Here is a 12,303-nt window from a genome sequence, read left to right as displayed (position 1 = left end):
GCTCACAACCGAAACAGCCGCTGGGTGTTTTTTCGGGTCTGATCCGCAATCAGTTCAGCGGGCTGTTTACGAAGTACATCGCACCAATCTTCCCGGATTCCGTTACACTCCATCCAGGCTACGGACTGCCACTCAGCAAGGGTGGGAACTTGGAAATAGAATTTACCAGATCAACTTCAGAACAATCCGTAGGGTGCCGGCCCTGCCGCACCGTTCCGGCCGCTCACAACCGAAACAGCTGTTGGGTGTTTTTTCGGGTCTGATCCGCAATCAGTTCAGCGGGCTGTTTACGAAGCTGGCTGAATAGGTCAAGGATCACCCGGAGATAGGCAGGTTCATTTCGCTGGCCACGATGGTGGCTATCGGGTTGGTCCGGTGAATCTGTCTCTATCAGTAGATGCTCCAGGGGCAGGGACTCAACCAGATGCCGCAGGCGTTTTGCTCGCTCATAGGTGACCGGGCCGCCAAAGCTGAGATAGAACCCCATTTCAATCAATCGGTGGGCCTGCTGTTCGCTGCCGGAATAGCTATGCAGCATGCCACGCAGGCCGGGAAAGTTTCTCAGGCTGTTGATGACCTCTTCTACTGATCGACGGGCATGGATGATAACCGGCAGATCGTATTCCTGGGCCAGTTGCAGCTGGGCCTCGAAAAAGTAGTGCTGACGTTCAGCCTGGGGGTCCTGAATATAGAAATCAAGCCCACACTCGCCGATCGCTACTGGGTTTTCATGCTCGATCCACACTTTCAAAGCCTGAATATGCGCCTCTTCATGATCACCAAGGAACATAGGGTGCAGACCATAACTGGGATAGCATCCGGGGTTGGTCTCGCAGAGTTGTCGAAGACGTGGCCACCAAGCGGCTTTGATGGCGGGGATAATCTGTTCTTCTACACCTGCCTGATGGGCGCGTTCAAGGGCATCAGCCCGATCAACATCGAAACGGCTATCATCAAAGTGGCAGTGGGCATCGATCAACCGCGGGTGAAAACCCATTGATCATCCTTTGAGTGCTGCTGGTTGTAACGATATCCATCAACATCGAAATCCTTAATGCTTTGAGGATCGTTGAGTCTATGGTCGATGATATAACGACTCATCATGCCTCTCGCTTTTTTGGCAAAGATGCCGATCATGCGATAAGTGCCGTTCTTTTTCTCTTTGAACTGAGGCGTGATGATGCGGCCTTTAATCAGTTTGGGTTTGATCGCTTTAAAATATTCGTTGGATGCCAGGTTGATCAGGATCTCGTCCCCCTGGGCCTTAAGGTCTTTGTTGATCGCCTGGGTAATGGACTCTCCCCAGAAGGCATATAGATCTTTGCCATGCTCATTAGGTAGTTTGGTGCCCATTTCAAGCCGGTAGGGTTGCATCAGATCAAGTGGTTTCATTACCCCATAGAGTCCGGAGAGTATTCGCAGGTGAGATTGTGCGAACTCAAACCCCTTTTCATCAAGGGTCTCTGCATCGAGGCCGGTGTAGACGTCACCCTTCATGGCCAGAGCGGCCTGCTTGGCGTTTTTCAGGTTAAAGGGGGTGCTCCAGTCGTGATAGCGATCGAAGTTGAGTTCTGATAGTTTCATGCTCAGCTTCATCAGCTCCGCCAGATCCAGTGCTGAGTAGTCTCGCAGGTTATCGATCAGTTGGCGCGACTGTTTGAGGAACTTTGGCTTAGTGTGGGTCTTGGTGACCGGCGGAGTTTCATAGTCGAGGGTTTTGGCGGGTGAAATTGCAATCAACATCTTTTGATCTCTAATCTGCTGAACATCAACCTGATACAGGGGTTGAGTTCGATTCTGCGGGCTATCGGACAATCATCGCCATAGAAGCGTCGAAATACAACCGTATTTCCCCGATGGATATACAGGATAGTCCTGCAACATATATTATTAGCCCGATATATTGATTACTGAACTATTGGATAATGAATCAGACAACAGAAGATCGATTTCAGAGACTGCTGCACCTGGCCGGGGATCTTTATGCGGAGACCTCCGTACTATCTGAAACAGAAAGCGAACTGCAGCTCTGGTATAACCGTGGATATGCTGATGGCATGGCCAGTCGAATGCGGCTTCTGGGTTATGAACATGAAGTCAATGAAGCGCTCGGCTGCGGGGGGGAAACTATCAGCGATGAACAACGTTTTTTACCCTGGGGTAAAGCCTATCGGCACGGTTTTGAAATGGGTGAAAAAGAGACCCTTGAAGTCCTCGGAGAGAAGAATCTATGAAAATTGTCTCATTCAACACCAATGGGATCCGAGCCAGAGAGCATCAGTTAACTCAGCTTAAAGCCACCTATGACCCGGACGTTATCGGAGTTCAAGAGTCCAAAGTACAGGATGCGGATTTCCCCATCGGCATGATCGAAGCCCTCGACTTGAAGGCAGCCTACCACGGACAAAAGAGCCACTACGGGGTTGCCCTGCTCTCTAAATCGGCACCTTTAGAGATCAACAAGGGTTTTCCCACTGATGAGGAAGAGGCCCAACGACGGATGATCATTGGCCGTTACGAATCTCCAAAAGGCAAGCCCTTTACAGTGCTCAATGGTTACTTTCCCCAAGGTGATAGTCGAAGCCACGAGGTGAAATTTCCAGCAAAGCGCAAGTACTATGCTGACCTTCTCGACTATTTGAATAACCACCATGATGCCTCTGAGCCATTGATGCTGATTGGGGATATGAATGTGGCGCCTTTGGACCTGGATATCGGGATTGGGCCTGATAATGCGAAACGCTGGCTCAAGACTGGTAAATGCAGCTTCCTACCGGAAGAGCGCGAATGGCTGCAAGCGCTTCAGGATTGGGGATTGCAGGATAGCTATCGGGTGCTCAAGCCGAATGTGGATGATCGTTTCAGCTGGTTTGATTATCGAAGCAAGGGGTTCGACCGGGAACCCAGGCGGGGTTTGCGTATCGACCTGATTTTGGTCACCAAACCGTTGATGAGTTGCTGTACTGATGTGGGTATCGCTTACGATATACGTGGTATGGAAAAACCGTCCGACCACTGTCCGATATGGGCAGAATTCGACTTTTAATCAACTCTGATAGTTGCTTAGAGCATTCAGGCGCACTGTGATTTTTGGCACTGAGCATCTGTTTCATGCGATCTTTGGTGGATGGATCGCTGATAGAGGATCAGAGTGGTATTTCGATCAAGAGCCGGCTCTCTAAACGAGACTTTTTGATTGGTGTCATATTATTCGGGATCAGGCTAGTCTAAATGCTGGTAAAAACCGCATCGTTAAGTCACTATTATTCAACCTGTGGCCTGGATGTTTTACATAAGGGAGAACCAATCATGATCTTAAAATTCAATAAATGGACACTCTTTCTACTACTGATTTTTATTCTCCAGGCCTGCGGCGGCGGTGGAGGTGATGATGATAATAGCAACACCAATACCGATGATGGTGGCTCAACCAATACATCTTTGGACTACAGCGGTGAAACCAAACAGGCTTCACTGACCTCAGAAAACGTCGATGAAATCACTACCGCTGCAGCCTCAGGCTCCAAACAGGCGATCAGTTCCGATGATGTGCCACTATTCGGTCAACGATCGGATATGCCTGTTACGCGGCAGCAGATCAATGACGAGTTATGGGTAGTGATTGGTGAAGCGTTGAGTCGCAATAGCCAATTGGCAGGCCGTGGAGTTACGGCAGCAAGAACTGAAGATCTCTCCAGTACCTTGTGTGATAGCGGCTCGGTGATCATGGAGGTTCCGGATAACGGGGTTGCCGGAAATTGGAGTATCGATTTCAATCAATGTACCAGTACCAGCAGATATGGTAACAGCTACTCGTCCACGCTCGATGGATCTGTTGAGGGAACCTATATTCAGGTAGGCAACGGCTATCGACTGACCCTAAATTACGTCAACTTCACTGTGTCGGTCACTCATCCGAATGGCAGTTACACGGATACCTTCAATATGTCGGTGACCTGTACGGCGACCAACCAGGAAGGCTCAGACGCCAGTTGTGAATACTACTCAGACTACCGGGGCTATGATAATCGAACCTATCGGGTTTCCGAGGTCAGCGTTTCCGGGAATGAGTCATCGGGTTATCAGGTCTCTGTTCGGGTTTACGATCCGGATCATGGATATGTCACTGTAACCACTGAAGTACCGGTAACCTTCGACTGTTCAGATGGGCACCCCAGTGCTGGTCGTATTCGTGTTGAAGCGGCTGACGGAGCAACTGCAGTGATTGAGTTCATCAGTTGCTCGCAGTATGTGGTGACTTTTGAGGGCGTGGCTGACACCTACACCTGGCCCTAGTCTTACCCCTGAATCTTTCACCCAGGAAGATGGCTGTTCTATTAATCCCCCTCCCCACCGGGGAGGGGTTTGTAAAAGAAAATCACCTATATTTACAAATAGATTTTGCATCCAAAACAGCGCAATTTCTTACTCTTTCCAGCCCTTAATGGTGCGGCAGGGCCGCACCCTACGCCAGTTCTATTAATCGCCCTCCCGGGAGGAGGGGTGGGTTAAAAATCTAACGCATAAATGCATATATGTACGTGCCTGAAAGAAAGAGGTAAATCCCGGATCTTGCTAATAATTTAATTATGAGTGAGCTGGAATTTACATGGGATAAGGCTAAGGATGTAAAGAACCATGGGATATGCTTCGACGAGGCCAAAACGGTATTTTACGATGATAGAGCAAGGCTTATTACCGACCCTGATCATTCCGAAGATGAAGATCGTTATATTTTGCTCGGTCTTTGCTCTCAGTTACGAATTTTAATCGTCTGTCATTGCTATCGAGAAGATGGAAGAACCATAAAAAATATATCTGCTCACTACTGTCCAGCTTACTTCAACCATATGAAACGCTTCGCGTACACCCTCTCCCCAACCCCTCTCCCGTAAAGGGAGAGGGGCTTTTTTAGTTGTTCTGAGAAGATTGAAAGTTAATGGGACATTAGCAGTGATATTTGCTCTCCAATCAAAGTTCGTCGCCAGCCCTTCAGTATCGGTAGTTCCCGTTCACCCTTCACCAGGCGTTCCAGTTCTCGACGATTGATCAGGAGAGAAGGGGGGATCCCTTCTTCTTCGGCTATCTGATGAACATACGCCATTAGACGATCCGCTGTTGCGGCTTGTTCTGAAGAGAGTTGGGTTGGTCGTGCCTTGCTGATTGGCCACTGAGACTTCGGGACTCTCTTGTTGTCAGCAATCAGCTTAAGCAACTCATCTCCCCAATGCTTGATGCTGCCAGGTTCGAGTCCGCGGATGCCCTGTAGGCTTGTTAAGTCAGCAGGTTGATGACGTGCCAGTTCCAGCAGGACTTCGTCCTTAAGAATCCAGCGGCGTGGACGGTTAGCTCGTTCGGCTTCAACTTCCCGCCAAGCTGACAATGCTTGTAATACGGCCCTGTTCACCCCTTTTGCGCGATGAAGTCCGCGGATACGCTTCCACATCTGATCCGGTGAATTGATGTAGTTGGATGGATCGCTTAATTTTTGCATCTCTTCTGCAATCCAGCTCTCTCGTTGTCGTTCTTGCAGTCTTTTTTTCAATATTAGATAGATCTTTTCCAGATAGATGACGTCATCAAGGGCATAACGTAACTGGGTTTTATGTAGTGGGCGGTGTGTCCAGTCGGTACGAGTGTGCCCCTTCTCCAGTTCGACTCCGAGCAGCTGTTCGACGAGGTTTGCATAGCCGATCTGTTCTCCAATTCCAAGAAGTGCCGCAGCAGTCTGGGTGTCAAACATGTTTGCCGGGAGTTGTCCCCAAAGCTGGTGGAAAATCTCCAGATCCTGATAGCCAGCGTGGAAGATCTTCACGCTATTTTGATCAGCAAAAATGTCAAGCAGAGGTGTCAGCTCTTCAAGTGCTAAGGTGTCGATGCAAGCCGACAATTCACCATTGCAAATTTGTATCAAGCAAAGCTCGGCCGAGTAGGTTTTCTCGCGTATAAATTCGGTGTCGAGCGCGAGCCACGGACTGTGCTGAATCCGATTGCAGAGTGACAGTAATTGGCTGGGAGTATCGATATAGAGTTCTTGCATAGGTCTCTTGGGTTTTTGAAAAAGGAGGTAAGGTCAGTTAACCGAGCCCTTTGGGCTGACTCTCGAACTTTTGTGTCATGCAGAGTCAGTGCTTAGTTTGAGTTTTGAGTGCAAACGGTTTGTGCAATTTCAATCCTCTCCCATTGTTGTGGAGATTGATCCTTGCAGAGTATCTCCACTGGGAGAGAGTCCGCTCAAGTGGCAAAGCACAATCCTGTTGACCAGGTCGACTTCTGGTGGGGCACTGATCTCTACCCGCAGATAGTTGGGGGTATAGCCGCTGTAACCCTGTTCTGGGGAACCTTCCACCAGCACTGGCAGTGTCTGGCCCAGCTGTGCCTCCAGGGTTTGCTGTTTCATCTGTCTGCCCAGTTTATGCAGTGCATCACTTCGCTGGCGTTTTATTTCACGGCTGATTGGATTGGGCAGACTGGCTGCCTTGGTCCCCTGGCGCGGTGAGTAGGCGAAGATATGCAAATGGCCGAATCCGATCTCTTCGATAAATGAGAGAGTCTCTTGCCACTCTTCCTCAGTTTCGCCTGGAAAGCCGACAATAATGTCAGTGGTGACATTGAAGCCGTCTACCCGGCTTCTTGCCTCAGTAATCAGCTGACGGTACTCGTCACTGCGGCAGCGGCGGGCCATACGTCGCAAAACTGCGTCTGAACCACTCTGCAACGGCAGGTGAAGATGGGGCATGAAGCGGGGGTTGTCGAACAGGGTCCAAAACCCCGCTTCCAGATCCCAAGGCTCAATGGAGCCGATGCGAAGTCGGGGAATCTCTGTCTGATCGAGAATCTGTTTGATCAACTGCACCAGGCTTGAGTCGATGTCGCTGCCGTAGCCTCCGATATGGACGCCAGTCAATACAGCTTCCTGGATACCTTCCCGATGCAGGCGGTTGATCTCATCGATGATCTCCTCCGCTGAACGGCTGCGCTCCTCACCTCTGGCCAGGGTGACAATGCAGAAGGTGCAGCGGTAACGGCAGCCATCCTGCACCTTGATAAAAGCTCGTTGTCGCCCACGTTCCAGAATACCACTGGTCTCAGCCTCCATAGCTGCTTCAGGCATAAGCTTCAGGTCGAGTTTCTGTTCGACTATTTCTACCAGCCTGGCCTTGTCCCGGTTGTCGATCAGCAGATCCACACCCTCGATCTTCAGTGCCTCATCCGGTTCCAGTGAGGCATAACAACCACTCACCACAAGACGGGCATTCGGATTCAACCGGCCGCTACGGCTCATCAGTTTTCGCGATTTCCTCACCGCTTCCTGGGTGACCGCACAGGTATTCACCACCAGCAAGTCGGCCTCTTCAGCCTGACCGGTCATTTGGTGGCCGCGAGCCTGGAATTCTCGGCTCCAGGTTTCGAGCTCCGCCTCGTTGAGACGGCAGCCCAGTGTCTTTAGATGAACGCGCATGGGATTCAGAGGTTTCTCAGATGAGCGGCAAAGGTAATGATGATGGGGCGGTTATGCAAGTCTAGTTGTTCCCGCTTAGCCGCGATCCCTCAATTCTCACCTGCCGGGGACTGTCTTAGGGCCGATTCGATTAGTGTTATCAGGCCCTAGTGAGTTATCTATTCGACAAGGTAGCCTGGATGGAGTGCAACGGAATCCGGGAAGATCAACGCACGAAACTACCCCCGATTCCGTTGTACTCCATCCAGGCTACGGATTACGGACTGGTTTGCAATTCAATCTGGTTTTGTTGTCTCTCTTTGATCATGAACGGTTTACTATGTACAAGGCCAACCTGCTTTTTATTCAATAACTTATATGTGGCTGCGTGTTAAATTAGATCGTCGGAACTTGAGGGGATAACTCAATGGCATTCGCTTAAAGGCTCGCATTTTGAGCCTCTGCCTGGGGTATAGTGTGCTCATGGAATGGTTTACCCAAATTTCTGCTTTTCAACAGCTACTGCTTGTTTTGGGGCTCTCCTGTCTGTTTCTACTGGGCTGGGCGCTCTATTGGCTGGCGCGTCTCCTCGATACCCAACAACGTGAACAACAAGTCAGGATTCATCATCAACAGTCACAACAAGAGCAGCTGCATGAACTGGAGCGCAGAAGTGCGCGAGAGCAGAGTGAGTTAAGGGATCTGCTATCTGAAAGAATTGCTAAGGGAATGCTGGCCCAGCAACGTCTGTTACATGGCATGCAGCAGTCTCAGCAGCAGCACTCCGACAAGCTTAGCCAGACTCTGGAACGACGTTTTGCAGATATTCTGCAGAATTTGGGGGGTGATGCCAGTCGTCTGCGTCTGGATCTTTTAGAGCAGTTCGAGGCGCTCAAAAAAGCGGTAACTGAAAACCTCGCTGATGGCCGTTTGCAGCAGCAGGAGAAGCTGGGTGAGTTGCGTGAATCAATGAGCAGATCCCTCTCCGAGCAACGGGAATCTTTCGATCAGCGTCAGGCCCACAGTCTGAGCAAGCAGCAGGAAACGCTGCAGTCAGGTATGGGTGAGGTTCGCAAGCAGGTTGCTGAAGCCCTCAGCCAGCATGCAGACAATCTGGGAAAGCGGGTGGAGGGCTTGACCGAGACCACAGATCAGCGCCTCAAGGAGATCAGTGGACAGGTTGAGAAGCGTCTCAGCGAAGGTTTCGAAAAGACTACTGAGACCTTCAATCAGGTGCTCACACATCTGACCCGAATAGATGAGGCGCAGAAGAAGATTACCGAGCTCTCATCGAATGTGGTCTCCCTGCAGGAGGTGCTATCAGATAAACGTTCCAGGGGCGCTTTTGGTGAGGTGCAATTGAATGCCCTGGTGCGAAACGTCATGCCAGAGAGTGGGTTCTCATTGCAACATACCCTGAGTAACGGTAGGCGAGCTGACTGCGTGCTGTTTCTTCCCGACCCCACCGGAAATGTGGTGATCGATGCTAAATTCCCGTTGGAATCCTACCAACGGATGCTTGATGAACAGTTACCCGAATCGGAGCGTACCCAGGCCCAGCGTCAGTTTCGCAGTGATATCCGCAAACATATGGATGATATCGCTTCACGTTATATCATTCCGGGGGAGACTTCGGATGGTGCGGTGATGTTCATACCGGCGGAAGCGGTATTTGCTGAAATCCATGCCCACTTCCCCGACCTGGTGGAAGAGGCTTTTCGCAAGCGGGTGTGGTTGGTTTCGCCCACCACTATGATGGCTATTCTTACCACCTCGAGAGCCGTGATGAAGGATGCAGCCACCCGGGAGCAGGTTCATATCATTCAAGAGCACTTGCGAGCATTGTCGAAAGATTTTGGACGATTTCAGTCCCGCATGGACAATCTGGCAAGGCACATCGGACAGGCCCATCAGGATGTGAGTGATGTGAATGTCTCTGCGCGTAAGATCAGCAATCGATTTGAAAAGATTGAGAAGGTGGAGTTGGAAGAGGAGTCGAGTCCTGATCTACCGGTCTTCCGCAAGGCATCATTGCCGACACCGGATGAGGAGTGAGAGGCACTCCTTTTTCATTAGCAGTGAAACAAAGGTGTGACCCTGTAGCACCATTGCATGGATCTTCCATATTGCTGATAGATCGTTGGTAAGTCTATAATCCAACCATGCTGGTTTGTCAGCTGCCTGCTTGCGGAAAGGGCTGAGCCCAACAACCACTCTCTACAAATTGCAGCGATTTCCTTGTGCCTATCAGCAAGCAAGGCCTGATATAACAAGGGGCTCGTTATGATCCAGTCACTACCGGAACTGCGTCGTCAATTTATTGCAGAACAGAAAAGTTTCCACACACTACCCGCTGACGACCCTCGAAACACAACTAACTACTCACTGCCTCAAAGTAAAAAGCAGGCAAAGGAACTACTCAGATCATTGCGCCAAGGTGAGTTGTGGCAACGTACCCAGGCTCACCCAAATCCACAGGCTTTGAATCCGCAGAACATCAAGCTGGCAGATGCTCAGGCAATACTCGCCGGTGAACTTGGTTTTAAATCCTGGTCAAAATTCAAACACCATGTCGAGTCTACTGATATTGCTACCAAAGCAATCAATGAGGGTGTCGCTTCTGCATTGGATGCACAGATGCAGACTTTACATATCCGCTGTGGTACCGATGTAATGTACAAATTAGCGGTTGCAGGTTTTGAAGGAGATTATCTATCTTTTGCTGACCCCTATATTCAAGGCCCGGTTCCTGCTGCGTCTGATCTGGACAGTTTTATAGAAATTCGCAGTGATTTTATAGCTGGAAACGAGTGGCGAATGAGAGAGCAGGCACGAAAGGAGTTGACCTCAGATTATCAATCCCTGGAGCGAGCCCGAGAATATGAAAGAGTCGCCTTCTGGTTTGAACACGATGCCTACGATGTTTTGGCATTCATCAAACTGCTCCATTTTTTCAGCGATCCAGCAAAGCAGCCTGGTAAAATCCAGTTCATCTGTATCGACCACTATCCTGGTGTGAAACGCTTTCATGGTATTGGACAACTGCCTGCTCAATCGATGCGTCTGTTGTGGCAGCAGTTCAAACCGGTTGAGGCGCGGCATCTACAATTTGGCAAGTTATGCTGGGAGGCATACACCGCATCCACGCCGGAGGATTTCAGTCATTTGGCCAACCTGGATGACGCTTCGTTTCCTGAGATCATGCCGGCGGTAAAAAGGCATATCAAAGAGCTGCCCTGGCTAAAGGATGGGTTGTCGTTATCAGAGCGCCTTACACTGACGATTCTTGATGAGCAGGGGCCACAGGATGGCGCAAAACTATTCTATCACTGGTATACCACTCAATATGAGCCTTTGGTGTTCATGGGTGATAGCAGTTACTGGCTGGTACTGGATCAGCTTGCCCAGGCTCATAAGCCGGCAATAGAGCTGATTAAAAGCTCACCAAAGCCGATCGATTGGCGTGTCTCACTAACCGATTTTGGTAGGGAACTGCTTCAAGGCCATACATCTTGGCAGGCGCACAATAACTATGACCGCTGGTTTGGCGGCGTGCACCTCAACAGTGATTCAATGGTCTGGTTCTGGGATGATGATTTAAATCAGGTTGTGTCTGAGTCTTAAAGCTCCTCACCCTAGAAGGGAGGGGGTATAGATATATCCCAATATCAGTGCTGGCTACATAATTGCCAGTTGGGGCCCCTTGAATAATGAGATAATTGTACATACAATGTACATATGATAAGGTTTGAATGGAACTCAGCTAAGGCTACAGTAAATCTAAAAAAGTACGGCGTCTCTTTTGAAGAAGCTAAGTCTGTATTTTATGACGAGTTTGCCGTTCACTTCTATGATTCTGAGAACTCCGAGCTGGAAGAAGACCGCTTTCTCATGCTTGGACTTAGTAGCGAGTCAAGAATTTTGATTGTTTGCCATTGTGAAAGAGATTCCGGTAATACCATTCGGATAATCTCTGCGAGAAAGGCAACGCGTCTAGAGCGTATGTATTACGCAGGTGACTTATCATGAAAAAAGAATATGATCTTTCTAAAATGAAATCGCGTAAGAACCCTTATGCTTCAAAACTAAAAAAGCCCATTACCATGAGGCTTAGCGAAGATGTCATAAAGTACTTTAAAGAGATGGCTGAAGAGTCAGGGGTGCCATATCAGAGTTTAATAAATCTATATCTTCGTGATTGTGTTGCCCATCATCGAAAGGTGGATATTTCATGGAATAAACAGCCCTAACCAGCCCATAAAGCTAACGCGAAAAGAGAACTAACGAGAACTAACGAGACAGCCACTCCAGCTTGATTCGTTTTGGATCCCCTAGATTCAAGATTGCAGTACCAACACGTCTTAATAATTGGATCGATATGATCAAAAAATATGAAGAATGACCGGGTCTTTAGATTGAAGTGCGGTTTTTAATGTATGTTTGCAGATTCGCAGGCGCAACATAACCTCAGCCTTGTCTCGCCGCTTGATAATTTAGCTATTTAAAATAGAAAGACTAGCTGAGTAGCTCTACCACAGAACCTAAATTCGGCGTTCGTCGAAACTCAAGTTTGCGACAGGCTGCTTTTAGTGCGTGACTTGCTCCAACTAACCCTTTAAAACGACTTTCAAAATGTTGAGCCATGTAGAGCCAATGTTTGGAATCGATCTGTAGCCTATCGAGAACAGGCGGTTTATGGTCAGGTATGTAACCCCGCTTATTATCTAGGATGGCTCGCCCCGTCCAATCAACAAGCTCAAGATAGTCTACAAGACGAAAAGGTACGCCCTTAGGCATATCTTTTCTCGGGTAACCAGCAAAAGGAAGAAGGCCACTGGGAGTCTTGATTTCTTTATCACTAT

At 49.2% G+C, this 12,303-nt stretch carries 12 protein-coding genes and 1 pseudogene; 8 read left to right on the top strand and 5 right to left on the bottom strand.

What is annotated here, in order from left to right; translation table 11 throughout:
* Positions 1-223: 223 nt before the first annotated feature.
* Both AC4IE7_RS20215 and yaaA read right to left on the bottom strand, forming a co-directional pair.
* Positions 224-997, bottom strand: coding sequence for a TatD family hydrolase (locus tag AC4IE7_RS20215; protein WP_490778683.1), 774 nt, complete (start codon positions 995-997; stop codon positions 224-226).
* Positions 976-1,743 carry a peroxide stress protein YaaA gene (gene yaaA, locus AC4IE7_RS20210; RefSeq protein ID WP_490778682.1) on the bottom strand — a complete coding sequence of 256 codons (768 nt, stop codon included), beginning with the start codon at positions 1,741-1,743 and terminating at the stop codon, positions 976-978. Before yaaA ends, AC4IE7_RS20215 begins: the two co-directional genes overlap by 22 nt.
* 182 nt (positions 1,744-1,925) lie before the next feature.
* Between yaaA and AC4IE7_RS20205 the strand changes: the two genes are divergently transcribed.
* The 4 genes from AC4IE7_RS20205 (at position 1,926) to AC4IE7_RS20190 (ending at position 4,895) form a co-directional block, all read left to right on the top strand.
* The gene (locus AC4IE7_RS20205; protein WP_490778681.1) at positions 1,926-2,234 is read left to right on the top strand and encodes a hypothetical protein; all 309 of its coding nucleotides are present in this window, start codon (positions 1,926-1,928) and stop codon (positions 2,232-2,234) included.
* On the top strand, positions 2,231-3,046 hold the full coding sequence (xthA, locus tag AC4IE7_RS20200) for an exodeoxyribonuclease III (protein ID WP_490778680.1): 816 nt from the start codon (positions 2,231-2,233) through the stop codon (positions 3,044-3,046). The genes AC4IE7_RS20205 and xthA overlap by 4 nt, the downstream gene beginning before the upstream one ends.
* Before the next feature lie 263 nt (positions 3,047-3,309).
* Positions 3,310-4,296, top strand: a complete 987-nt coding sequence (locus AC4IE7_RS20195) for a hypothetical protein (RefSeq protein WP_490778679.1) — start codon at positions 3,310-3,312, stop codon at positions 4,294-4,296.
* A gap of 293 nt (positions 4,297-4,589) precedes the next feature.
* Positions 4,590-4,895 (top strand): BrnT family toxin, encoded by a 306-nt coding sequence (locus AC4IE7_RS20190; RefSeq protein WP_490778678.1) that lies wholly within the window; start codon positions 4,590-4,592, stop codon positions 4,893-4,895.
* 41 nt (positions 4,896-4,936) lie between these two features.
* Here AC4IE7_RS20190 and rnd read toward each other — a convergent pair whose 3' ends face one another.
* Positions 4,937-6,040 (bottom strand): ribonuclease D, encoded by a 1,104-nt coding sequence (gene rnd / locus AC4IE7_RS20185; RefSeq protein WP_490778677.1) that lies wholly within the window; start codon positions 6,038-6,040, stop codon positions 4,937-4,939.
* A gap of 129 nt (positions 6,041-6,169) precedes the next feature.
* On the bottom strand, positions 6,170-7,462 hold the full coding sequence (gene mtaB / locus AC4IE7_RS20180) for a tRNA (N(6)-L-threonylcarbamoyladenosine(37)-C(2))-methylthiotransferase MtaB (protein WP_490778676.1): 1,293 nt from the start codon (positions 7,460-7,462) through the stop codon (positions 6,170-6,172).
* 462 nt (positions 7,463-7,924) lie between these two features.
* Between mtaB and AC4IE7_RS20175 the strand changes: the two genes are divergently transcribed.
* The 4 genes from AC4IE7_RS20175 to AC4IE7_RS20160 all read left to right on the top strand — a co-directional run bounded on the left by AC4IE7_RS20175 (position 7,925) and on the right by AC4IE7_RS20160 (position 11,691).
* Positions 7,925-9,496: a DNA recombination protein RmuC gene (locus AC4IE7_RS20175; protein WP_490778675.1), complete on the top strand. Its 1,572-nt coding sequence runs from the start codon at positions 7,925-7,927 to the stop codon at positions 9,494-9,496.
* A 228-nt stretch (positions 9,497-9,724) separates the two neighbouring features.
* Complete coding sequence (locus AC4IE7_RS20170) at positions 9,725-11,065, top strand: hypothetical protein (protein ID WP_490778674.1); 1,341 nt, start codon at positions 9,725-9,727, stop codon at positions 11,063-11,065.
* A 114-nt stretch (positions 11,066-11,179) separates the two neighbouring features.
* Positions 11,180-11,470 (top strand): BrnT family toxin, encoded by a 291-nt coding sequence (locus tag AC4IE7_RS20165; RefSeq protein ID WP_490778673.1) that lies wholly within the window; start codon positions 11,180-11,182, stop codon positions 11,468-11,470.
* Positions 11,467-11,691 carry a BrnA antitoxin family protein gene (locus AC4IE7_RS20160; RefSeq protein ID WP_490778672.1) on the top strand — a complete coding sequence of 75 codons (225 nt, stop codon included), beginning with the start codon at positions 11,467-11,469 and terminating at the stop codon, positions 11,689-11,691. Before AC4IE7_RS20165 ends, AC4IE7_RS20160 begins: the two co-directional genes overlap by 4 nt.
* A 265-nt stretch (positions 11,692-11,956) precedes the next feature.
* Here the strand turns inward: AC4IE7_RS20160 and AC4IE7_RS20155 are convergent.
* Positions 11,957-12,303 (bottom strand): annotated as a pseudogene (locus AC4IE7_RS20155) (transposase); the annotation flags it as partial.

The organism is Candidatus Thiodiazotropha sp. AKAK3, from assembly GCF_058244645.1.
The sequence above is the reverse complement of the archived record's forward strand: the minus strand, read 5'-3'. Positions and strand labels throughout refer to the sequence as shown.

Coding starts and splice junctions, on each gene's coding strand:
- AC4IE7_RS20195 (WP_490778679.1), top strand. CDS start 3,310: ATGATCTTAAAATTCAATAAATGGACACTCTTTCTACTACTGATTTTT.
- AC4IE7_RS20160 (WP_490778672.1), top strand. CDS start 11,467: ATGAAAAAAGAATATGATCTTTCTAAAATGAAATCGCGTAAGAACCCT.
- AC4IE7_RS20190 (WP_490778678.1), top strand. CDS start 4,590: ATGAGTGAGCTGGAATTTACATGGGATAAGGCTAAGGATGTAAAGAAC.
- mtaB (WP_490778676.1), bottom strand. CDS start 7,462: ATGCGCGTTCATCTAAAGACACTGGGCTGCCGTCTCAACGAGGCGGAG.
- xthA (WP_490778680.1), top strand. CDS start 2,231: ATGAAAATTGTCTCATTCAACACCAATGGGATCCGAGCCAGAGAGCAT.
- AC4IE7_RS20170 (WP_490778674.1), top strand. CDS start 9,725: ATGATCCAGTCACTACCGGAACTGCGTCGTCAATTTATTGCAGAACAG.
- AC4IE7_RS20175 (WP_490778675.1), top strand. CDS start 7,925: ATGGAATGGTTTACCCAAATTTCTGCTTTTCAACAGCTACTGCTTGTT.
- AC4IE7_RS20165 (WP_490778673.1), top strand. CDS start 11,180: ATGATAAGGTTTGAATGGAACTCAGCTAAGGCTACAGTAAATCTAAAA.
- AC4IE7_RS20215 (WP_490778683.1), bottom strand. CDS start 997: ATGGGTTTTCACCCGCGGTTGATCGATGCCCACTGCCACTTTGATGAT.
- rnd (WP_490778677.1), bottom strand. CDS start 6,040: ATGCAAGAACTCTATATCGATACTCCCAGCCAATTACTGTCACTCTGC.
- AC4IE7_RS20205 (WP_490778681.1), top strand. CDS start 1,926: ATGAATCAGACAACAGAAGATCGATTTCAGAGACTGCTGCACCTGGCC.
- yaaA (WP_490778682.1), bottom strand. CDS start 1,743: ATGTTGATTGCAATTTCACCCGCCAAAACCCTCGACTATGAAACTCCG.